Source organism: Agrobacterium sp. D14 (genome assembly GCF_001526505.1).
GTDB lineage: Bacteria > Pseudomonadota > Alphaproteobacteria > Rhizobiales > Rhizobiaceae > Agrobacterium > Agrobacterium leguminum.
The window spans coordinates 40,857-63,194 of sequence record NZ_ASXX01000006.1 but is presented as its reverse complement, the minus strand read 5'-3'; the positions used below and the strand labels follow the sequence as shown (position 1 = coordinate 63,194).

General features: G+C 61.3%; 22 protein-coding genes. 12 read left to right on the top strand and 10 right to left on the bottom strand.

The annotated features are described in order from the left end of the window. Positions 1 to 74 precede the first annotated feature (74 nt). Positions 75 to 1,418 carry a chloride channel protein gene (locus L901_RS04920; RefSeq protein WP_059754027.1) on the top strand — a complete coding sequence of 448 codons (1,344 nt, stop codon included), beginning with the start codon at positions 75 to 77 and terminating at the stop codon, positions 1,416 to 1,418. 4 nt (positions 1,419 to 1,422) lie between these two features. On the opposite strand, the gene L901_RS04915 is transcribed toward L901_RS04920, so the two are convergent. Beyond that, positions 1,423 to 2,175, bottom strand: coding sequence for a DUF3750 domain-containing protein (locus L901_RS04915; RefSeq protein ID WP_059754130.1), 753 nt, complete (start codon positions 2,173 to 2,175; stop codon positions 1,423 to 1,425). 73 nt (positions 2,176 to 2,248) lie between these two features. Between L901_RS04915 and L901_RS04910 the strand changes: the two genes are divergently transcribed. Then, positions 2,249 to 3,247 carry an asparaginase gene (locus tag L901_RS04910; protein WP_059754128.1) on the top strand — a complete coding sequence of 333 codons (999 nt, stop codon included), beginning with the start codon at positions 2,249 to 2,251 and terminating at the stop codon, positions 3,245 to 3,247. Positions 3,248 to 3,381: 134 nt separating this feature from the next. After that, entirely contained in the window at positions 3,382 to 4,002 is a 621-nt protein-coding gene (locus L901_RS04905; protein ID WP_059754024.1) for a glutathione S-transferase family protein, read from the top strand. 150 nt (positions 4,003 to 4,152) lie between these two features. Here L901_RS04905 and L901_RS04900 read toward each other — a convergent pair whose 3' ends face one another. After that, on the bottom strand, positions 4,153 to 4,812 hold the full coding sequence (locus L901_RS04900) for a glutathione S-transferase family protein (protein ID WP_059754022.1): 660 nt from the start codon (positions 4,810 to 4,812) through the stop codon (positions 4,153 to 4,155). 82 nt (positions 4,813 to 4,894) lie between these two features. Continuing rightward, positions 4,895 to 5,410, bottom strand: a complete 516-nt coding sequence (locus L901_RS04895; RefSeq protein ID WP_003522221.1) for a MarR family winged helix-turn-helix transcriptional regulator — start codon at positions 5,408 to 5,410, stop codon at positions 4,895 to 4,897. 141 nt (positions 5,411 to 5,551) lie between these two features. Between L901_RS04895 and L901_RS04890 the strand changes: the two genes are divergently transcribed. After that, positions 5,552 to 7,081, top strand: a complete 1,530-nt coding sequence (locus L901_RS04890) for an MDR family MFS transporter (RefSeq protein ID WP_031234360.1) — start codon at positions 5,552 to 5,554, stop codon at positions 7,079 to 7,081. A gap of 36 nt (positions 7,082 to 7,117) precedes the next feature. Here the strand turns inward: L901_RS04890 and L901_RS04885 are convergent, their stop codons facing one another. Both L901_RS04885 and L901_RS04880 read right to left on the bottom strand, forming a co-directional pair. After that, complete coding sequence (locus L901_RS04885; RefSeq protein WP_080833761.1) at positions 7,118 to 7,417, bottom strand: addiction module antidote protein; 300 nt, start codon at positions 7,415 to 7,417, stop codon at positions 7,118 to 7,120. After that, complete coding sequence (locus L901_RS04880; RefSeq protein WP_059754019.1) at positions 7,398 to 7,712, bottom strand: type II toxin-antitoxin system RelE/ParE family toxin; 315 nt, start codon at positions 7,710 to 7,712, stop codon at positions 7,398 to 7,400. The genes L901_RS04885 and L901_RS04880 overlap by 20 nt, the downstream gene beginning before the upstream one ends. Positions 7,713 to 7,949: 237 nt before the next feature. On the opposite strand from L901_RS04880, the gene L901_RS04875 reads away from it, so the two are divergent. The 3 genes from L901_RS04875 (at position 7,950) to L901_RS04865 (ending at position 11,725) form a co-directional block, all read left to right on the top strand. Further along, positions 7,950 to 8,960, top strand: coding sequence for a ligase-associated DNA damage response exonuclease (locus tag L901_RS04875; RefSeq protein WP_059754121.1), 1,011 nt, complete (start codon positions 7,950 to 7,952; stop codon positions 8,958 to 8,960). 1 nt (position 8,961) lies between these two features. Then, positions 8,962 to 10,587 carry a cisplatin damage response ATP-dependent DNA ligase gene (locus L901_RS04870; protein WP_059754017.1) on the top strand — a complete coding sequence of 542 codons (1,626 nt, stop codon included), beginning with the start codon at positions 8,962 to 8,964 and terminating at the stop codon, positions 10,585 to 10,587. A gap of 172 nt (positions 10,588 to 10,759) precedes the next feature. Then, positions 10,760 to 11,725, top strand: a complete 966-nt coding sequence (locus L901_RS04865) for a S9 family peptidase (protein WP_059754015.1) — start codon at positions 10,760 to 10,762, stop codon at positions 11,723 to 11,725. A gap of 86 nt (positions 11,726 to 11,811) precedes the next feature. Here the strand turns inward: L901_RS04865 and L901_RS04860 are convergent, their stop codons facing one another. Then, positions 11,812 to 12,594 (bottom strand): glycosyltransferase family 32 protein, encoded by a 783-nt coding sequence (locus tag L901_RS04860; protein WP_059754012.1) that lies wholly within the window; start codon positions 12,592 to 12,594, stop codon positions 11,812 to 11,814. Positions 12,595 to 12,747: 153 nt separating this feature from the next. Then, positions 12,748 to 15,495: a heavy metal translocating P-type ATPase gene (locus L901_RS04855; RefSeq protein WP_059754011.1), complete on the bottom strand. Its 2,748-nt coding sequence runs from the start codon at positions 15,493 to 15,495 to the stop codon at positions 12,748 to 12,750. A gap of 167 nt (positions 15,496 to 15,662) precedes the next feature. Here L901_RS04855 and L901_RS04850 point away from each other — a divergent pair, with 167 nt between their 5' ends. Together L901_RS04850 and L901_RS04845 are read left to right on the top strand one after the other, a co-directional pair. Beyond that, a complete protein-coding gene (locus L901_RS04850; RefSeq protein ID WP_059754008.1) occupies positions 15,663 to 16,571 on the top strand; it encodes a L,D-transpeptidase in 909 nt (302 codons plus the stop codon). A gap of 155 nt (positions 16,572 to 16,726) precedes the next feature. Further along, the gene (locus L901_RS04845; RefSeq protein ID WP_059754005.1) at positions 16,727 to 17,452 is read left to right on the top strand and encodes a L,D-transpeptidase; all 726 of its coding nucleotides are present in this window, start codon (positions 16,727 to 16,729) and stop codon (positions 17,450 to 17,452) included. 197 nt (positions 17,453 to 17,649) lie between these two features. On the opposite strand, the gene L901_RS04840 is transcribed toward L901_RS04845, so the two are convergent. After that, positions 17,650 to 18,108, bottom strand: coding sequence for a MarR family winged helix-turn-helix transcriptional regulator (locus L901_RS04840; RefSeq protein ID WP_020009598.1), 459 nt, complete (start codon positions 18,106 to 18,108; stop codon positions 17,650 to 17,652). A gap of 192 nt (positions 18,109 to 18,300) precedes the next feature. Here L901_RS04840 and L901_RS04835 point away from each other — a divergent pair, with 192 nt between their 5' ends. From L901_RS04835 to L901_RS04825, 3 genes are all read left to right on the top strand, one after another. Then, entirely contained in the window at positions 18,301 to 18,723 is a 423-nt protein-coding gene (locus L901_RS04835; RefSeq protein WP_003509379.1) for an organic hydroperoxide resistance protein, read from the top strand. Between the two features lie 108 nt (positions 18,724 to 18,831). Further along, the gene (locus L901_RS04830; RefSeq protein WP_020813119.1) at positions 18,832 to 19,215 is read left to right on the top strand and encodes an MbcA/ParS/Xre antitoxin family protein; all 384 of its coding nucleotides are present in this window, start codon (positions 18,832 to 18,834) and stop codon (positions 19,213 to 19,215) included. Further along, positions 19,175 to 19,936, top strand: coding sequence for an RES family NAD+ phosphorylase (locus tag L901_RS04825; RefSeq protein ID WP_059754004.1), 762 nt, complete (start codon positions 19,175 to 19,177; stop codon positions 19,934 to 19,936). The genes L901_RS04830 and L901_RS04825 overlap by 41 nt, the downstream gene beginning before the upstream one ends. A 23-nt stretch (positions 19,937 to 19,959) precedes the next feature. On the opposite strand, the gene L901_RS04820 is transcribed toward L901_RS04825, so the two are convergent. Together L901_RS04820 and L901_RS04815 are read right to left on the bottom strand one after the other, a co-directional pair. Next, positions 19,960 to 21,474 (bottom strand): ABC-F family ATP-binding cassette domain-containing protein, encoded by a 1,515-nt coding sequence (locus L901_RS04820; protein WP_059754001.1) that lies wholly within the window; start codon positions 21,472 to 21,474, stop codon positions 19,960 to 19,962. A 383-nt stretch (positions 21,475 to 21,857) separates the two neighbouring features. Beyond that, positions 21,858 to 22,280: a YciI family protein gene (locus L901_RS04815; protein ID WP_003522234.1), complete on the bottom strand. Its 423-nt coding sequence runs from the start codon at positions 22,278 to 22,280 to the stop codon at positions 21,858 to 21,860. Between the last annotated feature and the right edge of the window lie 58 nt (positions 22,281 to 22,338).

Below are 22,338 nucleotides of genomic sequence, written 5' to 3'. Positions count from 1 at the left end.
AATCCCCGCCCGAGAGGCGGATAAACGGGCTTCCCGCCTGATGACGACCATCAAAATCACCGATCTGGACCGCCATGCCCGTCGACTACAAAAAGCTGAAGATGCTCCGCCGTTCCCGCGTCGTCTGGGGTTCGTGGCGGGTGTGGAGGCCGAGGGCGGTTTTCTGGATTGGCGCGATTGCGGTTGGCCTTATCAGCGTCGGGTTTGCGTGGGCGGCGGATCGAGCCCAGCACCTTTTCTTTGCGGCAACCTCATCGGGGGAATGGGCGTTTCTGCTGCCGCTCATCATCACGCCGCTCGGCTTCACAATCTGCGCATGGCTCGCGATCACGGTTTTTCCCAATGCCGGCGGCAGCGGCATTCCGCAGGCGATCGCCGCGCGGCACCTACGGGAAGATGCGGACCGTTCGCGGCTTCTGTCGCTGAAACTCGCCTTCGGCAAGGTGGTGCTGACGGTCGCCGGGCTTTTATCCGGTGCCTCCATCGGCCGTGAAGGTCCAACCGTTCAGGTTGGCGCCTCGATCATGCTGCAGGCCGCCCGCTGGGGCGGCATGGCGCAGGCGAAGGGTCTCATTCTCGCTGGCTCGGCGGCGGGCATCGCGGCGGCTTTCAACACGCCGCTCGCCGGCATCGTCTTTGCCATCGAGGAAATGAGCAAGACCTATGAATCCCGCGCCAATGGCCTCGTCCTCACCGCCGTCATCCTGTCGGGCCTCGCTTCGCTGGCGCTGGTCGGCAGCTATACCTATTTCGGCACCAGTTCGGTGATGGCGAAAACGACCATGGACTGGCTGCTGGTTCTGGTCTGTGGCATTGGCGGCGGCGCGTTCGGTGCGCTGTTTAGCGCAGGCGCCTTGCGTCTTTCCGCCAGCATCCGGCGCTTCGCCCAGGCCATGCCGCTGAAGCGGATGCTGGCGGTCGCCGCCGCCTGCGGCCTTGCTTCCGCCGTCCTCGGCATCGCAACGGGCGGCGCGACCTTCGGAACCGGTTACGAACAGGCGCGCGCGGCAATCGAGGGTGAGGCCGCGCCCGCATTCTTCTTCATCGAAAAACTGGCGGTGACGTTCCTTGCCATGATGTCGGGCATTCCCGGCGGCATTTTCGCGCCGTCTTTGTCGGTGGGCGCGGGCTTCGGCAGCACCATGGCCACCTTGCTCGGCACCAGCATCGGCCTTGGCGCTATCGTCGGCATGGCGGGTTATTTTGCCGGCGTGGTGCAGGCGCCGATGACAGCCTTTGTCATCATCCTTGAAATGACCGGAAATCATGAAGGCGTCATGCCCATCATGGCTGCATCGATGCTCGGATATCTGACGTCACGGCTTTTCTCCCGCGAGCCGCTTTATCATGGCCTGTCGCGGGTCTTCATCGCCCAGAGCATGCGCGCCAGACGCGCTGCTCAGGCCAGCGAAACGTAACCGTTTATGCGCGGATGCCCGCCACGCCGAAATAACCGAGCCCCGGTATCTTCACGCCGGGCCGGCTGAAATCGATGCCGGCGACAAGACCGAGAAAATTGATCTCGAAACCGCTGCGCGCACCCGCCGAAATGCCGAACAGGCCGCCGAGCGAAACGCTCGCATCCTTCCAGTCATCGGCGATGTGGTAAAACGCGCCGTCCGGCAGATAATCGCGGCCGACCGCATCCGGCGGCAGCACGACGCCGAGTTCCGGCACGCTGCGCAGCACATGGGCGACGAAGGTGTTGGAGTTGGGGCCGGGGTAGATGCGATAGCCGCCCGGCCGGCCATAGGGGTAATCGGCAATCGCCTTTTCGATCTTCGGGATCAGCTTTTCCGCCTCTGCGCCATGAATGGCCACCACCTGGCGCGGCATGTTGGAATACCAGTAGGCATCCGCCGCATAACCATTGTGGCGGATCGGCGTGCCCCAGCCCACCTTGTCGTAACGGTCATAGCTCGTGGCGCCCGGCTTTTTCAGAACGACCCAGGCATGGCTGGCGACGGAGCCCTTGAAACCGCCGGTCATGGCGGAAAAGATATAGACGGCGGCTTCTCCGTCGCTGGACGCCGCCGGCAGCATGCCGGAGGACGACCATCTGGCGGCGTTCCAGCCGCGCGGATGGTCTTTCATGGCCCACAGCCCGGCCAATGCCAGCGCGGGAAGCAGATAGATAACGGCAATCGCCAGCAGCAGACGTTTTGCAAATTTCACGAACAGCCCCGTGCATCGAAAAATCAATTGCGGTATCAACCACATGAAATCAGAATTTTTTGAGGCTGCGAAAATGAACAATTCCGTTACCGTCGAAGTCACCAGGGGCAACCTCGTGGAAAGCCGCCATCAGGGCCTTGCCGTGGTGGTGGATGGCGATGGCGGCGTGCTGTTTTCGGCTGGCGATATCGAGCGCGGCATCTTCCCGCGTTCCGCCTGCAAGGCCATGCAGGCGCTGCCGCTGGTGGAAAGCGGTGCTGCGGATGCCTACGGCTTCGGCAACCGCGAACTGGCGCTTGCCTGTTCCTCCCATTCCGGCGAGGACGCGCATGTGGAGCTCGCCGCTTCGATGCTGGCGAAAGCGGGCAGGGATGCCGATACGCTGGAATGCGGCGCGCACTGGTCTTCCGACCAGAAAACCATCATCCATCAGGCCCGCACGCTGGAAAAGCCGACGGCGCTCCATAATAATTGCTCCGGCAAACATTCGGGCTTCATCTGCGCCTGCTGCCACACCGGCACGGATCCCAGAGGTTATGTCGGTTACGATCATCCGCTGCAGAGGGAAATCCGCGCCACGATGGCAAGCCTGACGGGTGCTGCTCTCGGCCAGGACAATTGCGGCGTGGATGGCTGCTCCATCCCCACCTATGCCGTACCGCTCAAAGGGCTGGCGCATGGTTTCGCGAAAATGGCGACGGGCAGGGGGCTGGAAGCGGGCCGTGCGAAAGCTTCGCGCCGTCTCGTCGAGGCCTGCATGGCGGAGCCCTTTTACGTTGCGGGCACGGGCCGCGCCTGCACGAAACTGATGCAGATCGCGCCGGGAAAAATCTTCGCAAAGACCGGCGCGGAGGGCGTTTTTGTCGCCGCCCTGCCGGAAAAGGGCATTGCCATGGCGGTGAAATGCGAAGACGGCACGACGCGTGCAGCGGAAGCCATGGTCTCGGCACTGCTTGCGCGCTATTTCGATGAAGGCAGCGCCGAGCAGCAGGCTTTGAGCGGCATGGCGAACCGGCAGATGCGCAACTGGAACGGCATCCATGTCGGCGATATCCGCGTCGTCGGGCTTTAAATAACCTTTGACGCGGCCGGTTGCGGGCACGATGATGACGTGCCCTGCGTGTGACGGCCATCCCATGGCCGCCGAGGGGCGGCGTCCGCATGAGGAAGAAACGGGCGCTTCATTGCTTTGGAGGTCGCATATCCATGTTCACACTGTTTTTCTCCCCCGGTTCCTGCTCCCGCGCCAGCCATATCGTGCTTGAGGAATCCGGCCTGCCTTACAAGGCCCATCGCGTCAATTTCGCGGAGGGCGAGCAACGCTCCGAGGCATTTTTAAAGATCAATCCCAAGGGCCGCGTGCCCGCACTGGCCACGGCAAGCGGCGTGCTGACGGAGACGCCCGCCATACTCGCCTTCATCGCGCAGATGGCGCCTGAAAAGAAGCTCGCGCCGCTCGACGATCCGTTCGAATTCGCGCTGATGCAGTCCTTCAACGCCTTCATTTCCTCCACCGTGCATGTCGCCCACGCGCATGGCCGGCGCGGCAGCCGCTGGGCGAATGAGGATAGTTCGCTGGCCGATATGAAGGCGAAAGTGCCGCAGACCATGGGCGAGTGCTTCGAACTGATCGAGCACGGCATGCTGCACGGCCCATGGGTTCTGGGCACCGCTTATTCGGTTGCCGATCCCTATCTTTTCGTCATGTCCAGCTGGCTGGAAAGCGATGGCGTGGATATTGCCCGCTTCCCGAAAGTGCACGACCACTTCCGCCGCATGAACGACCGCCCGGCGGTGCAGCGGGCGCTGGCGGGCGAGAGGGGCTGAGAGGCTCAGTATTTCCGTCATTCCGGCCCTGAGCCGGAATCCAGCCGACGCGCGTCTGCGCGGCGAGAAGAGTCCTTTCAGCCCAAGGATTTGGGCTGGCTGGATGCCGGATCAGGTCCGGCATGACGGAGGTGTAAGGGGCTCACCCGCTCAGGCCGCCTCGGCGGCCCTGCTGTCCCACATCGTCTTGAACGCTGTGCGGGCCTGGCAACGATCCAGCCAGGCCTTCAACGCCGGATGGGCATCGAACAGCGGCTTGTGGCCCTGCGCGTAACGAACGATTTCCGCCGCGTTGAGATCGGCCACGGTGAAACGGTCGCCCACCAGATAATCATGGCTGGAAAGGTGCTGCTCCAGCACCCGGAAGGGGCGTTTCAGCAGACGGGCGGCGACATCGATCACGGCCTTGCCGCTATCGCTTTCCGACAGGCCTTCGGCGATGGCGGAGGAAATCTTCAGCGAATTGGTCTCGATTTCGGTGGCGGCGAAGAAAGACCATTGCAGCATCGCCGCATCTTCCTTCAGATCAATCGGAGCCAGCGGTCCGCCATATTTGCGGGCAAGGTAGAGATTGATGGCCATGGATTCGTAAAGCACCATGCCGTCATCCTCGATGCAGGGAATGGTGCCCATCGGGTTGACGGCCAGGAAGGCGGGGGACAGCGTGTTGAGCGGCGCATCCGCAGCCAGCGGATCGGCAAGGCGGCGGGCCTGTATCACGGGCACATGCTTGAATTCTATGCCCAGTTCACCCGCAAGCCACAGCGTGCGCGTGGCACGGGAACGGTAGACACCGTAGATCGTCAACATCGAAATTACCCCTTGACCAGTTCGATGCGCGGCACGTTACGGTTTCGTCGTTTTAAAGTGAAGTTGCAGATCGCCGGGGCAGCTATGATTTTTTCTGATCCGTGAAGAAGTCCGTATCCGGCGACAGACGATATTCGAAACGGTCGATAAAGCGTTCGAACAGGCGGGCAAATGTTTCCACATCCTCCGCCGGCCATCCATCCATCACGTCCTCGATGACGCTCATCTTGGTCCGGCGCATTTCCTGCAAAAGACTGGTGCCGAGCGGCGTGATCTCGACAATGCTGCGGCGGCCGTCCTCCTGGGAAACGCCGCGTTTCAGCAGGCCGCGCCCCACCATATCCGCCACCACCCGGCTGCCGCGGGAAGGGTCGATGCGCATGCCCTCGGCAATCGCACCCACGGTAACATCGCCTTCCGCCCGGCGCAGAATATCGAGAACGTCGATATGGGAGAGTTCGAGACCCGGAGCGAGCTTGGCAAGCGCCATGCGGCCGATGATGCGGCGGCCGATCATGATGCGCATGCGCGTCATTGTATTGCCGATCCGCTTGATGTCCTCGGGCAGATCCTCGTTCCAGTTTTCCTCAGTCGCCACGCTTCATCGTCCCTTTCGATGCTGTTTTCCGATCACATTTAGCGGCATTAACACAGATGTCAAAAACTTGCCATTGACATATATATGCTGATAGCACACAAATTGTCGCAGCAAAACTGCCGGAAGCCAACGAGATTTTTCATGGATATGTCCACCGCCCCCGTGGCGCCGCTTGTGTCGGATCATCGGCGCAGGCTCATCGTTTTTCTGTTCCTGATGCTGGCCATGTTCATGGCGACCCTCGATAACCAGATCGTATCGACAGCGCTGCCCACCATCGTCGGTGAATTCGGCGCGCTGGAGCGTTTCGGCTGGATCGGCTCGGCCTATCTTCTGGCGACCAGCGCGGTCATGCCGGTTTATGGCAAGCTCGGCGATCTGTTCGGCCGCAAATATGTGATGATCGCGGCGGTCGTCATCTTCACGCTCGGCTCGCTCGCCTGCGGTCTGGCATGGTCGATGGATTCGCTGATTGCCGCCCGCGTTCTGCAGGGGCTTGGCGGCGGCGGAATCATGGTATCGATCTTCTCCGTCAATGCGGATCTGTTCGAACCGCGCGAGCGCGCCCGCTACCAGAGCTATTCCAGCCTCACCATCATGGCGTCAGGCAGCGTCGGCCCGATCCTCGGCGGCACGATGAGCGACCTGTTCGGCTGGCGGTCGATCTTCCTCATCAACCTGCCGCTCGGCATTATCGTCATTGCAGGACTGGCGTTGATGCTGCCCTATCGCCGTCCGGCCCGCCAGCCAAAGATCGATTATCTCGGCGCGGTCCTCTTGGCAGCCACCATTGCCAGCGTGGTCTTCTGGGCAGACAGCAGCGAATTGTTCGGCTCGCTGATCGCAGGCCCCAGCCTCGGCATCATCGCTTTCGCCGTCATCGCCGCTTTCCTGTGGGTGCAGGTGGAACGCCGCGCACCGGAACCGGTCGTGCCGCTGCGTCTCTTCAAGGACAGCACCTTTCCGCTGTTGATGATCGTCTCGCTGACCAGCGGCGGCATCGGTATCGGCATGGTCAATTATTACGCCCTGTTCCTGCAGACCACGACCGGGCTTTCGCCCTCCCATGCCGGCCTGTTCTTCATCGCCGTCACCAGCGGCATCGTTATGGGCTCGCTTTCGGCGGGACGGCTGATTTCGATCACAGGCGTCTACAAGCCCTTCTCGGTGGCGGGTCTCTCCATCAACCTCGTCGCCATGCTGCTGTTCACGCAGATGCATGCCGGAACGCCGCTGTGGGTCATTGCGGTCCTCATGTTGGCACAAGGCTTTGCTGTCGGCCTCGGCCAGCAGGCGCCGATCATCGGCGTGCAGAATTCCGCGCCCAAGGCGGATATCGGCGCGGCGAGCGGCGCGGTGACCCTGACCCGCATGGGTGGTGCTGCCATTGCCATTTCGGTCTATGGCGCCATCGTATCGTCGAGCCTCAAGGGCGTGGCGGTCGATATTCCCGGCGTCGGCAAGATCGAGGAACTGACGCCGAAAATGCTCTCCGAACTTCCGGCCGCCTCGCAGGCCGCCGTCGCCTCACTCTATTCGGATGCGTTTACGCCGCTCTTCTTCGCCGCAGCCGCAACCGCCGCCATCGGCCTTGCGGCGGCGCTGATGCTGAAACCGGTGCGACTGCCGGCGGCGGTGCAGGCGAAGCCGGCCGAAGGGGCGGGGGAGTAGTGACGCGTAGTCGTAAGGCTGGCGTAAATCCCAGCCTTACGCGGCGCTCAATGATTTTTCGACGGCCAGTCGGAAGCCCAGCGCATGCAGGACTTTCTGCACGGTTTCATAGCGAAGCTTGGAACCGGGCTTAAGTGCTTTGTAGAGGCTTTCGCGACCCAGACCCGAAGCATCCGCAACATGTGACATTCCGCGCGCCCTGGCGACTGCGCCAAGGGCGGCAATGAACACATCGGGGTTTTCGTCTTCCATCGCGACCGCCAGATATTCGATCATGGCTTCATCGCTATCCAGATAGTCCGACACATCGAATTGGCTAAATTCCGTCACTGCCATCCCTTCCTATTGTCTGTGCCATCCCGATTGCGCGTTTTATGTCCCGCTTTTGCGAAGACTTGTCCCCGCCGATCAGAAGGAAATAAACCCTCTTGCCAACGCGAGTGAAATAGACCCGATAACCCGGACCGAAGTGGATACGCATTTCAGAAACGCCTTCACCCACCGGCTCGCAATCGCCGAAATTCCCATGCTCGGCCGCGGTGAGACGATGAAGAACCCGCACCTTTCCGGCACGATCTTTCAATGCCTTCAGCCATTCGTCGAACTCCGCCGATTTCTCAAAGCTGTTCATGACAACATGTATCCGATTGGATACATTTCTGCAAGTTTAAATCCCATGGCGACCCTGTAAGCCGGTCGTGCGTTGGCGTTGCGCCCGCGAACTTCGTACCAAAACGCCATACAGCCCCGGCTCAACGCCGAAATGACGGGTGGCAAAACAAAAACACCGCCGCTGGAAATTTAACGCCCGTTCCGCGTTATTCTCGCAGCACTTTACATTCGCGCGGGCGGCCCTATCTCAATGAATATGAAGCCGGAACAGCTCCTGAATTCCACGCCCAAGGGCCTCTATTGTCCGGCGGGCGATTTTTATATCGATCCCGTGCGACCGGTGGCGCGGGCGCTCATCACCCATGGCCATTCCGATCACGCCCGCGCCGGCCATGGCGCGGTGCTGGCCACGCGTCAGACGCTGGATATCATGCGTATCCGTTACGGTGAGGATTTCTGCGGCAGCGAGCAGGCGGTCGCTTTCGGCGAGAGGGTGGAGGTGAACGGCGTCACCGTCGGTTTCCATCCCGCCGGCCATGTGCTGGGTTCGGCGCAAATCTCGGTGGAAATGAACGGCCGGCGCATCGTCGCGTCTGGCGATTACAAGCGCGGCGTCGATCCCACCTGCGCGTCCTTCGAGACGGTGCCCTGCGATGTCTTCATCACCGAGGCCACCTTCGGCCTGCCGGTGTTTCACCATCCGCTGCCGCGCGTGGAAATCGGCAAGCTGCTCACCTCCATAAAACAGTTTCCCGAACGAACCCATCTTGTCGGGGCCTATTCACTCGGCAAGGCGCAGCGCGTCATCCGGCTTTTGCGGGACAACGGTTATTCCGATCCCATTTATATTCACGGCGCGCTGGCGCGGCTTTGCGATTATTACATCTCGCAGGGCATCGATCTCGGCGATCTGCGCCCGGCAACGCTCGAAAAAAGCGATCCCTCCGCCTTCAAGGGCGCCATCGTCGTCGGTCCGCCCTCGGCGTTTCAGGAACGCTGGGCGCGGCGCTTCAACGAACCGCTTATTGCCTTCGCTTCCGGCTGGATGATGGTGCGGCAGCGCGCCAAACAGGGCGGTGTGGAGCTGCCGCTGGTGATATCGGATCATTGCGACTGGCCGGAACTTCTGGAGACGATCAGGGAAATTTCCCCGCAGGCCGTCTGGGTCACCCATGGCCGTGAGGAGGCGCTGGTGCGCTGGTGTCAATTGCAGGGCATTGCCGCCAAGCCGCTGCATCTTGTCGGTTACGAGGATGAGGGGGATTGAGATGAAAGCCTTCGCCACGCTGCTCGACCGTCTCGTTCTCACCCCCTCGCGCAACGGCAAGCTGAAGCTGCTGACCGATTATTTCCGCGATACGCCCGATCCCGACCGGGGTTACGGGCTGGCGGCGATTGCCGGCACGCTGGACTTGAAAAGCGTCAAGCCTGCCCTGCTGCGCGAGCTGGTGCTGGAGCGGATGGACGAGGTGCTGTTTCGCTATTCCTATGATTATGTCGGCGATCTGGCCGAGACCATTTCGCTCGTCTGGGGCAATATCGGCGGCGCGGATGACGCCGAAGCGCAGGATCCACGCCTCGGCGACGTCGTGACATTGATGAATTCGCTCGGCCGTACGGAGGTGCGCGGTGCGGTGCGCGATCTTCTCGACCGGCTCGATACGTCCTCGCGTTTCGCTTTCCTCAAACTCGCCACCGGCAGCCTGCGCATCGGCGTTTCGGCGCGGCTGGCACGGCAGGCGCTGGCGGATTTTGCCGGGAAAGACATCACCGAAATCGAGACCCTCTGGCACGGGCTGACGCCGCCCTATACGCCGCTTTTCGCCTGGCTTGAGGGGAAGTCCGGGCGGCCGGTACTGGCGACTCCCGCCATCTTCCATTCGGTGATGCTGGCGACGCCGGTTTCCGATGGCGACCTCGATGCGCTGGACCCGGCCGATTACGCCGCCGAATGGAAATGGGACGGCATTCGCGTGCAATTGTCCCGCGCCGGCGCCACGCGAAAACTCTATTCCCGCTCCGGCGACGATATTTCCGGCGCTTTTCCCGATGTTCTGGAGGCGATCGATTTCGAAGGCGTGATGGATGGTGAGTTGCTGATCGGCGGCACAGCGCGCTCCAACAATCTCACCCGCACCTTTTCCGACCTGCAGCAGCGGCTGAACCGCAAGACGGTGACAGCGAAGATGCTGGATGATTATCCCGCCTTCATTCGCGCCTATGACCTGCTGTTCGAGGGCGAGAGCGATGTTCGCGCGCAGACTTATCTGGAGCGCCGCGGCCGCCTGTCGGATATCATCGAGCACGCCCCGCATGACCGTTTCGACCTCTCGCCGCTGATCGGCTTTTCCAGCTGGCAGGAACTCGACACGCTGCGCGCCGCCCCGCCCGATCCGGTGATTGAGGGCGTGATGATCAAGCGCCGCGACAGCGCCTATCAGGCCGGCCGCGCCAAGGGGCCGTGGTTCAAGTGGAAACGCGATCCCTATAATATCGACGCCGTGATGATGTATGCGCAGCGCGGCCACGGCAAAAGGTCGAGCTATTATTCCGATTTCACCTTCGGCGTCTGGGCGGAAGGCGAGGACGGCGAACAGCTGGTGCCGGTCGGAAAGGCCTATTTCGGCTTCACCGATGCGGAGCTGGAGGTGCTGGACAAATTCGTGCGCGACAACACGGTCGAGCGTTTCGGCCCGGTGCGGGCGGTGCGCGCCACACCGGATTTCGGTTTCGTGCTGGAGGTGGCCTTCGAGGGCATCAACCGCTCCACCCGCCACAAATCCGGCGTCGCCATGCGCTTCCCACGTATTGCGCGGCTGCGCGCCGACAAGCTGCCGGCGGAGGCGGACAGGCTCTCGACGCTGGTGGCGATGATCGATGGCGTGGAAGCGTAGGGCGCCTTGGCCGCCCCGTCATCCTCCGTGGCAGGCAGGGGAACGGGGAAGACGCTGTCCAGAAATTGCCATGATGGCTGCGAATACATTGTTGTCATTCGCGAATCCGTGATTGGACAGCCTCCCGCCGCAGTGTTGAACTGCTGTTACAACCATCCCTTCAGGTGACCATATGGCAGACAAACGCTTTCTCTCCTCAGCCTTCGGACAGGAAGAGAGCGGCACCATCTTGCCGAGCCTGACGCGGCGAAGCCTGCTGGCCGGCGCCATGGGGCTGTCAGCGGCTGCATTTTTGCCGCTCCGTGCGAAAGCGGGCGTTGCCGCGCCCGAGGTTTTGCCGCTGGAACGGCAGGATTATGCGGAGGCGCGCAAACGGTTCCACACCCATCTCTTGCGAAAAATGGCTGCGCCGGAAAAATCCTCGGCGCTCGGCACGCCGCCCGGGGCGGAACGTGTCACCTATCCCGGCGGGCCGGATGGCTCCATCGAACTTGTCGCCTGGCTCTCCCATTACCAGCCGTCAAAAACGCTGAAGCCAGCCGTGCTTTTCCTCCATGGCGGCAACGCCACCGGAGACGGCCATTGGGCGCTGATGAAGCCCTATTGGGAAGCGGGCTATGTCGTGCTTCTGCCGTCCTTCCGTGGTGAAAACGGCCAAAGCGGCAATTATTCCGGTTTCTACGACGAAACGGCGGATGCGCTGGCGGCGGCCACTTATCTGGAAAACCTTCCCGGCATCGACAGAAACCGCTTCTTCATCGCCGGCCATTCCAATGGCGGCACGCTGACGCTTCTGGCCGCCATGAGCCGCAGGTTCCGCGCCGCAGCCCCCATCTCCGCCGGCGTCAATTCCTGGCGTTATTTCAATCGCTATAGCGACGAGATATGCTTCGACGAGACCGACGAGCGCGAATTCATCATGCGCTCCTCCGTCTGCTTCGGACCCAGCCTCAAATGTCCAGCGCTGCTTCTGCGCGGCACGGAGGAACGGCCTTTCGATGCCGATCACCAGCTTTTCGTGGATCGCGCCCTGACATCCGGCTTCAAGGTCGACAAGAAGCTGTTGCCCGGCACCCATATTGGCGTGGTGCCGCATGCGGTGGAGGAGAGCATCCGCCTTTTCAACGCCTTCGTCTGAAGTGCGAACGGTACCGCTGCTTCTGGACACGTGAGGTTCAGGAGCACGTCCGGCTAAAACCGCTTCGCACGTTTACCGGAGATGCCCTAGTTCTTGACGATGGACGTCTTGGCCTGCTCCGCCCACCATGCGCCGTCTTTTTTGTCGGCATATTGGGCGCGCTTGTTGGTGAACTGCCCCTGGGTGCACATTTCGCGGTAATTGCGAACCGGCAGCCCCAGCTCCTTGACGACGGCATGCACCACCGTCGGGCCGGTCATGTCGTAGACACTGGCGAGCGTTCGATCTTCGATATTCTGGGAAATACGGTCGGCCATCAGCCTGAGCGCCGGGTGGCCGGGCCTGGAGGCCATGAAGTAATTCGTGATCTCGCCGCTTTTCATGGCGATGAAAACGGCCTCTTCCTGCGCGCCGATCACATCCTCGGGGCGGGCCGCAAAATTGGAATCGATATCGAGATAGATGCCGCCTTCCTGCAGCAGCACCAGAATACGCCAGAAATCCGCCTTGGCGGCGCCCACCTGCAGGCGACGGAAGGCATCGGCGTAACGTCCGGGAAAATGCCGGTCGATATAGGTCTGGCACGCCTCGTCATCATGGTAGCGATATTCGAATTCCGGCGTCAGCCAACGGTTGAACAGGAAATTCGCATAGATCGGCGTCGTTACCCGGTTGGAGTAATTCGTCTGCCAGATGATGCGGGGAATGGCCTTTTCCGATTTCGGGCTGCGTCTGGCAGGCTGATACTGCGGAAGCGTCTTTCTTCTGCCGGGCCGGATGAACAAATCGATGGAAAAGATGACCTTGGCGATGTTTCCACCGATCTTGATCGCGCGGTACGCGATGCGGTTATAGCCATGCTTTGCCAAGTTCAGCGCTCCTGCGCGTGGAATCGATTGTCACGCGCGTGGAAACGGCGGTACGCGGTATTTATTGGACGCAATTAGTTTGTCAATATGCCGTAAATGAGACGGCCGGGCCTCGATTGACGAGACCCGGCCGTCTTGCACGCAAATGGAATGTCAGCCCTTGTTGCGGTTGAAATAGCCGAGCAGCCGCATGGCATTGGCGGTGACCAGAACCGTCGCACCGGTATCGGCGAAAACGGCGAGCCACAGGCCCGAAACGCCGGTTACAGTGGTGACAAGGAATACCGCTTTCAGGCCGAGCGCGATGGTCACGTTCTGGCGGATATTCAGCATGGTGGCGCGCGACAGGCCGATCAAGCGGGCGGCGTCGCCGACATTGTTGCGCATCAGCGCTGCATCCGCCGCTTCCATCGCCACGTCTGTTCCGGAACCGATGGCGACGCCGACGCTTGCCGCCGCAAGGGCCGGCGCATCGTTGATGCCGTCGCCCACCATCACCACGGTCTTCTTTTCGGCAAGCTTGCGGATTTCCTCGACCTTGTTCTGCGGCAGCAGTTCACCGCGCGCCTCAAGGCCCAGCTTGTTGCCGATGGCACGCGCCGTGCGGGCATTGTCACCCGACAGCATCAGCGAGGAAATGCCCATTTCCTTCAGCGCTTTCACGCCTTCCGCCGCATCCTTGCGCGGCTCATCGCGCATGGCGAAAAGGCCGCTTGCCGCCCCGCCGACTATCACGACAGCCACCGTCTTGCCTTCGCTTTCCAGTGCGGAAATGCGATCGGCCAGTTCCTTCGAGAGAGTGCCGACTTCCGTTGCAAAGCGCGGTGCGCCGATGAACAGGTCTTTCCCGCCGACATTGCCCTGCATGCCGCGACCGGAAATCGCCTTGATGTTGGAACCGGGCAGGGGCTTCACGCCCAGTTTTTCGGCATGATTGACGATGGCGCGGGCGAGCGGATGGCTCGATTCGTGCTCGATGGTTGCGGCTTGCGCAATCAGCTCGGCCTCGTTGCCGTCCAGCGCCACCACATCGGTCACGACAGGTTCGCCGAGCGTCAGCGTGCCGGTCTTGTCGAAGGCGACGGTTTCGGTGCGCGCCAGCATTTCGATGACCGCGCCGCCCTTCACCAGCATGCCATGGCGTGCCGCGGCCGAAAGGCTGGAGGCGATGGCCGCGGGAACCGAGATGACCAGCGCGCAGGGGCAACCGATCAGCAGCAAAGCGAGACCGCGATAAATCCAGGTATCCCAGTCGCCGAGACCGACAAGCGGCGGCACGATGATGGTCAGCACCGAGATCGCCACGATCAGCGGCATGTAATAACGCGAGAAGCTCTGGATGAAGCGCTCGGTCGGGGCACGCGCATCCTGCGCTTCCTCGACGAGCGTGATGATGCGGGCAATGGTGTTGTCTTCCGGCGCGCGGTCGACGCGGATGCGCAGCGAGCCGTCATGGTTGATCGAGCCGGCAAAGACGCGCGCGCCCTTTTCCTTGGCGACGGGAATGCTCTCTCCGGTCATCGGCGATTCGTCGACGCTCGACTGGCCTTCCATGACAACGCCGTCGGCGGCGATACGGTCGCCGGGACGCGCCACGACCACCTGGCCGATGCGCACCTGATCGGCCGCGACCTGCCGAAGCGCGCCGTTTTCCTCCACCAGCGCCGTTTTCGGCAGCAGCGAACCGAGCGCCTTGATGCCCGAGCGGGCGCGGGCGGCGGCGAAACCTTCCAGCAATTCGCCGACGGAGAAGAGCAACACGACGATGGCCGCCTCTTCCGCCTCGCCGATGATGATCGCGCCGATGGCGGCAATCGTCATCAGCATTTCGATGGTGAAGACCGCGCCGAAACGGGCGGCGTTGAAGGCGTTCTTCGCGATGGGGAAGAGCGTGACCAGCGTGGCGATGATGAAGGCGTAACCGCCCCATGCCGGGAAGCTCAGTTCCGCCGCATAGGCGATGGCGACGAGAACGGTGCCGGTGAAGGTGTTGCGCGCCTTTGCGGTGCGCCACCACGCGCCTTTTTCATCCGCGCCATGGGCACGTCCTACTTCCCCGCTCTGCACTGCAGCCGCCGGAGCGGAACCATGCGAATGGCCCGCATGGTCGTGGCCGGAATGATCGTGACCAGAATGGTCATGCTTGGAGTGGTCATGATCATGCCCGCCGCAGGACGCGTGATCGTGCGCGGAATGGTCATGCCCCGAATGGTCATGATCTGAATGATCGTGATCATGGTCGTGGTGATGGCCGCCGCATGATCCGTGGTCATGATCGTGATTGTGATCTGCGGCTTTTTCTCGCGCGGTCTTTTCCTGCGGCAGCAAGGCCGGCTTGAATCCGAGCTTGCGCAGCGTGTCCTCGATTTTTTCGACCGGGGTTTTGCTCTCGGCCAGCGAAAGGTTCAGCCTTTCGCGCGCAACGGAAACCTTGACGTCGGCAACGCCGGGCAGGCGCGAAAGCGCGGTCTCGATCTTGGCGGCGCAACTGCCGCAATCCATGCCGCCGACCGAAAAGGTCAGCGCATTGCTGTTGTCGGCGCTCGCTCCGGTATCGGCATGGTGGCCGCCGCAGGACGAATGATCGTGGTCATCATGGTCGTGGCCGTGATGATCCGCTTCGATTTTTGCGCGGGAGACTTTTTCCTGCGGTAGCAAAGCGGGTTTGAAACCGAGCTTGCGCAGCGTGTCTTCGATTTTTTCGACCGAGGTTTTGCTTTCGGCCAGCGAAAGGTTCAGCCTTTCGCGGGCAACGGAAACCTTGACGTCGGCAACGCCCGGCAGGCGGGAAAGCGCGGTTTCGATTTTCGCCGCGCAGCTGCCGCAATCCATGCCGCCAACGGAGAAGGTCAGTTGCTCGCCGTCTTTGCCCTTGATGTTTATGCCTGTCGAAATATTCATGGTTTCCGCTCCTGAATTCCAGTCGACAGCCAATCTGGCACCTCTAGCAACTAGAGCTTCAAGAGCAAAAATGCGGTTTTTCGATTTTTTTTGAAAAACCGACGCCAGCTTCGCGCCAGCCGCACGGTTCATCATGCCGGCAGATTGGATTCCATGAAGCGGTTCAGATGATAGCACTCCTTTTGAAAAACGGTCGCCGGGCGGCCTCTCTGGTCGGGCTTGCCCTGCTGCCTCTCATGAGCGGCTGCCTTTTCGTGACGGATACGACCCGGATGGACCCGGATGTTTTCGTCAGGGAAACGGCGCCGGTATTCAATTTCAACTCCGTCAGCTCCAATCGCCAGCCGGAACTGCCGCCGCAGCCGGGCCAGCTTTCGACGCGCCCGCCGGATCTGTTCAGAACCCGCTTCCATCAGGAATACGGTCCGCCGGTGCGCGGGCAGGGGCTGCAAGCCCCGCAGGTGCAGGGTTTTAACGCGCAGCAGCCGCAGGGCCAGACGATGGCCTATGGCCTGCCTGTCTCCAATCCGCTGCACCGGGTCATGTATGGCCCGATCCGCGATGAGGACCGCTCGCTGCCGGCCATTCCCTATGGCCGCATCGATCCGCGTTATCTTCGGCAGGAAGTGAGCTACCAGACGGCGGAAGCCCCCGGCACGATTATTGTCGATACCAGACAGCATTTTCTCTATCTCGTGCAGTCCAGCGGCAAGGCGATCCGTTACGGCGTTGGGCTGGGGCGCGACGGTTATGCCTGGTCGGGCCGCGGCAAGATCCAGTGGAAGGCGAAATGGCCGCGCTGGACGCCGCCCGATGAAATGGTCAAGCGCCAGCCGGAACTCGCCTCCATCTCCGCCGCCAATGGCGGCATGACGCCCGGTCTCAACAACCCGCTCGGCGCGCGTGCGCTTTATATCTTCAAGGATGGCAAGGACACGCTTTACCGCGTGCATGGCACGCCGGACTGGCAGTCCGTCGGCAAGGCGACGTCTTCCGGCTGCGTGCGCATGCTCAATCAGGATGTGATCGATCTCTACGAGCGTGTGCCGCAAGGGGCGCAGATTGTGGTTATCTGAACACGTTCTAAAAGAAAGAGATATTGGACCCATTCCGCCAGCGCCTTGTGACTGGCTTTTAGCGGTCGGTTAACTATTTTCGCAATACGCATGACACGGAACAAATGACGTACAACGGCGATATAGCCGTTCGAAATGTGGGACAAACCGGCCTTATGACAAGCACCGACACAGATCTTTCCAGACGTACCTTCCTTTCCCTTCTCGGCATCTCCTCCGCTTCGCTTCTCGCAGGCTGTGCCTCATCAGGTCCGGGAGGCGCCATTCGCCAGCAGGCAAGCGCCATCGGCAGCGATTTCCGGCAGATGTTCTCGCCGGGCGTCAGCGATGCGGAACTGGCCGTCATGTACGGCTCGGTTGAGGATGGCGGTTACGTCATTCCCGCCGTCCCCTATCAGAAAATCGACCGCCGTTATTACCGCCAGCGGGTTGTCGACCCGACCGGCGAACGTCCCGGCACCGTGGTTGTCGATACGCGTTCGCGCTTCCTTTATGTCGTGGAGCAGGGCGGCAGCGCCATGCGTTACGGCGTCGGCATCGGCCGCGAAGGTTTCGCCTGGTCGGGCGAGGGCGTCATCCAGTGGCGTCAGAAGTGGCCGAAATGGACCCCGCCGGACGAAATGGTCGCCCGCCAGCCGGAACTGGTCAAATATTCCTCCAAGAACGGCGGCATGCCGCCGGGCCTGAAGAACCCGCTCGGCGCGCGCGCCCTTTATATCTTCCAGAACGGCAAGGACACGCTCTACCGCCTGCACGGCTCGCCGGAATGGAACTCCATCGGCAAGGCCGTCTCCTCCGGCTGCGTGCGCCTGATGAACCAGGACATCATCGATCTTTACGACCGCGTGCCGCAGAAGGCGCGTGTGGTGGTGTGGCAGTAAGCCGAAAACGCTTCGAATAAAAAGGCGGCCCTGTGCCGCCTTTAATTTAAGGAAAACCTGTCCCCATACTCGACGTCATCCTCGGGCTCGTCCCGAGGATCTAATCACGTCGCACTAAATCAATACGTTGCAGATGCTCGGGACAGGCCCGAGCATGACGGAAGAGAGATTGTCAGCCCTTGTGACTTGCCGGAGGGTTAGGGCCGGCTGAGACTGTCCTTCAGCGCATTCACCCGGTCGCGAATCTGCACCAGCTCTTCCAGCCCGCAGCCAGTCGCGCTGCCGATTGCCGCCATGATCTTCACGCCCTCTTTTTTGAGGTTCGCGCCCTTCGGCGTCAGGGCCACCAGCACCTGCCGCTCATCCACCGTGCCGCGCTTGCGGGTGATCAGCCCCGCATGTTCGAGCCTCTTCAGCAGCGGCGACAGCGTGCCCGAATCGAGGCCCAGCATTTCGCCGAGCGCCTTGACGGTGGATGTCTCTTTTTCCCATAGCGCCATCATCACCAGATATTGCGGATAGGTCAGCCCGATCGGGTCGAGCAGCGGCTTATAGGCGCGTGTGAAGGCGTGTGCCGCGCCATAAAGGGCAAAACATATCTGCTGGTCCAGCCTCAACAGGCTTTCCATCTTCTTCTCGTCGCCCTCTGCGTCCATTTTCCTGCTCCAAAATCAACCGGGAAGGGAACAATCAGCCCCCGCTTTCGGTTCCTGCCGCATGGATGCGCGGCGAAATTTCGTGAAAATTATCGCAAAAAACAAAATTTCATTCAATGCGCAAAACTATATTGCGCACAATTTAATTGTGCGTTATAAGGTGCCCAACACCAACCCGAAGGAGTAAATGTCATGCCCATTCTCTACACGACCAAAGCATCCGCCACCGGTGGCCGCGCCGGCAACGCCAAGTCGGAAGACGGCGTTCTCGACGTGACGCTGACCGTTCCGAAGGAGCTGGGCGGCGATGGCGCCCGTGGCACCAATCCGGAGCAGCTTTTCGCAGCCGGTTATTCCGCCTGCTTCCTGGGCGCGCTGAAATTTGTCGCCGGCAAGGAAAAGGTAAAGATTCCTGAAGACACGACTGTGACGGCAACCGTCGGCATCGGCCCGCGCGAAGATGGCGGCGGCTTCGGCATCGAAGTGTCGCTGAAGGCCAATATTCCGGGCGTCGAGCGCGAAGTCGCCGAAAAGCTGGTTGCCGCCGCTCACATCGTCTGCCCTTACAGCCACGCCATGCGTACCTCCACGGAAGTGCCGGTCTCGGTGGCCTGATCCAATTCGCGCGAGTAAGTTATCTGAATAACGAGGCCGGGTTCATCCCGGCCTTCTTGTTTTCAGAAAGAAAAATGCTATATTCTTTCCAAGGAAAGGATATGCGTCATGAATATTCACGCCAAGAGCGCCATGGATCCCGCCTCGCAGGGCAGGGTCGTCACCAAGGCCGTTATCGCCGCCGCCGAGCGGCTGGGCCTGAATGCCGCTCGCACGGCCGATATTCTCGGCGTTTCCGCCCCCACCGTGTCGCGCATGAAACGGCTCGATTTCCTGCTGGAGCCGGGCGCCAAATCCTTCGAGCTTGCGGTGCTGCTGATCCGGGTTTTCCGCTCGCTGGATGCGATTGCCGGCGGCGATGAGGCCGTGGCAAAAAACTGGCTGCGCAATCACAATGTTGCGCTGAACGCCGTGCCTGCCGACAAACTGACCACCATTACCGGATTGATCGATGTCCTCTCCTATCTGGACGCCCGACGCGCTCCTGTCTGAAAAACGCGCCGTATCGGGAAAATACTGGCGGCTGGTGGAAGCGCAGCATCAGGTTTCCACCATGAAACTGGTGGATACGGTGGAGGAGCAATCGCTGCTGGAAGATATTCTGGAGACGAGCAAGCGGCCGTTTCCGCCGGAATGCGCCGGTTTCGACTATCTTCTCGCCACGCCCTTCCGGTATGGAGCCGCCTATCCGCATGGTTCGCGCTTCCGCCGCGCGGGCTATACCGAAGGCGTTTATTACGCCGCCCAGAAAGTGGAGACGGCGCTGGCCGAAATGGCCTTTTACCGGCTGCTGTTTTATGCCGAATCGCCGGGCACGCCGCTGCCCGCCAATCCCGCCGACTATTCCGCCTTCGCCGCCCGTATCGCCACCGATGCGGCGCTCAATCTGACGAAACCGGAACTGAGCCGGGATGCTCGTCTGTGGACCGATCTGCAGAATTATGAGCCATGCCAGGCGCTGGCCGATCAGGCGCGTCTGGCGAAGATCGAGGCTATCCTCTATCGCTCGGTCCGCGACCCCGCCGGCGGCCTCAACATCGCTGTTCTGTCGCCGAAGGCTTTTGCCGCGAAGACGCCGGTGGAACGGATGAGCTGGCGTATCCACCTGTCGAAAACGGGGGTGCAGGCGCTCTGCGAATTTCCGATGCGTAGAACGGGTTTTGCAGTTTTAGATTTCGCCGGCGATCCACGCCTCGCCAGCCTTTTGGGCTGACGGGCGTTTGCTTTTCAAGACCATCAGGCCGAGGCGAAAAACCCTTCGGGATCGTCGACTTCCACCAGCCTGCGCTTGTCGATCAGCCAGAAGCGGGTTCCGACAGCCCGCACGAAACTCCTGTCATGCGAGACGAACACGCAGCTGGCCTCGCGGCTGATGATTTCCGCCTCCAGCGCTTCCTGCCCCTCAATGTCCAGATGGTTGGTGGGCTCGTCCAGCAGGTAGAAATTCGGCTCCGCCAGCCGCAGCGCCAGCATGGCAAGCCGGGCCTTCTGCCCGCCGGAAAGGGCGGCGATACGGCGTTTCTGCATTTCCATGTCGATTCCGGCGCCCGCGAGCAGGCCGTGTATGCGCTGGTCGCCAATATCGAAGCGGCGGGACAGCAGTGAAACGGGCGTGCTGTCGTCATCGATCTCGGCGAGCGATTGGTCGACATATCCGGCCACCAGCGAGGGCGTGGCCTTGATGCCCTCCTGTATCTGGCCTGCGCCCGATACAGCCGCCTGCAGAAGCGACATCAGCCGTGTCTTGCCGACGCCGTTGCGGCCGAGAATGACGATGCGGTCCCCCTGACGGACAAATTGCCGGCCGGTGCGAAACAGCAATGTTCCGTCCGGCGTCGAGACCGGCACATCTTCCAGAGTGACCAGAACCCTGGCATGGGTGCCGCGATTGGCGAGCTGGATCTTGCCGGCGGATCGCTCGATATGGGCGGGCCGCGCCTTTTCTTCGATCTTTTCCGCACGCTCACGCAATTGCTTGGTCTTGACGGTCAGAAGATCGCTGCCGGAATTGATGCCGATATTGTTGAGCTTGGCGGCCTGCCGGCGCAATTGCTGGGCGGTTTTCATGTCGCGCTGGAAACGCCGCTCATCGGCGGCATCCTCTTCTTCCAGCACCGCCCGTGCGTGGCCATAGGGCAGCCGGAACAGCGCCGAATTTTCCGGCCGCAGGAACAGCGTGCTCCTGGTGACATTATCGAGAAAGGCGCGGTCATGGCTGACGATGATGACAGCCGTATCGCGCGGCAATTCACCGAGCCAGTTTTCCAGCACATTGATCTTTTCGAGGTCGAGATGGTTGGTCGGCTCGTCGAGCAGCAGCACATCCGGCTCGGTGATCCATGCTCGCGCCAGCATGGCAAGCCTCTGCCAGCCGCCGCTCAGCTCTTTCAGGCGGCGCTCGCGGAATGGATCCGGCACCAGCATGGCGTCGAAAATAATGTCGGCGCGCCAGCTCTCGCTGTCGATCGTGTCCGCCGGCAGGGTGGAAAGCACGGCGTCCCGCATCGTCTGTTCCATCAGCGGTGAGGGCAGATGCTGGTGGACGATGGACTGCGTCAGCCCGCGCAGCCGGGTGATATCGCCGCTGGTGGGCTCCATGTCACCGGAAAGGCAATGGAGCAGGGTGGATTTGCCGCAGCCATTGGCGGCGACGATGCCGATGCGGTCTCCCGCATTCACCGTGAGGCTGAGATTGGAAAAAAGCGGCTTGCCCAGAATGATTCCGAGGTTTCGAAGCGTGATGATGGTCATGAAGTCGTCTCTGGCAAGACGGACCCGTGACGAACCGTGGTCTGCCACAGGCAGTACGGGGTTTCGGTTCGGGGTGATCCGTCGTGAAAACATGCGCAACGGCAGACAAGCTGCATTCTGCGCGGCCTTTTGGGCAAACCAGAGTGTTGGTATTCCGGTCAGCCCTGCAAACGTGTCTGCAGGGCAAAAAGGTGGCAGAGCTGACGATTGCGCCAGAAGCAGGAAATATCCATGCGAAGCCTCCTTTCTTGAAACGGGTTGAACCGCTTCACCATTAACAGCGGCGGTTGTTCGAGGCAACGGCTTTTGCAATGGCAGGCGGTGGGGAGAATGCGGCAAGCCCGCACCCTCCCATTTTAATCCAGCGCTCGCCTGAGCGGCCTTTATTGCTTCGCGACACGCGCGCGCAGTTCTTCCACATGCGCGGCGATTTCCGGCGTTACGGCGTCGCCGAAGTCTTCCATTTCGAACATCGGGCGAATTTCGATTTCGCTGCGCTCCAGCATCGGGTTCGGGCAACGTTTCACCCAGGCCACGGCCTCGTCCATGTCCTTCACAGTCCAGATCCAGAAGCCGGCGACCAGCTCGTTGGTGTGCGGGAAGGGGCCGTCGATAACCGTGCGGCTGTCACCGTCGAACACAACCCTCTTGCCCTTGGAGGAGGGATGCAGGCCGTCGCCGGATTGCATGATGCCGGCATTGACCAGTTCCTCGTTGAATTTCCCCATCGCCTCGATCAGCTCGGTCGTGGGCATGACGCCATCTTCGCTGCTTTTGGTGGCTTTTACAAAAACGATTGCACGCATGATCATTCCTCCTTGATTGCGCTTTCTTCGTAGTGTCGCTCCCCGGCACGACGGCCGG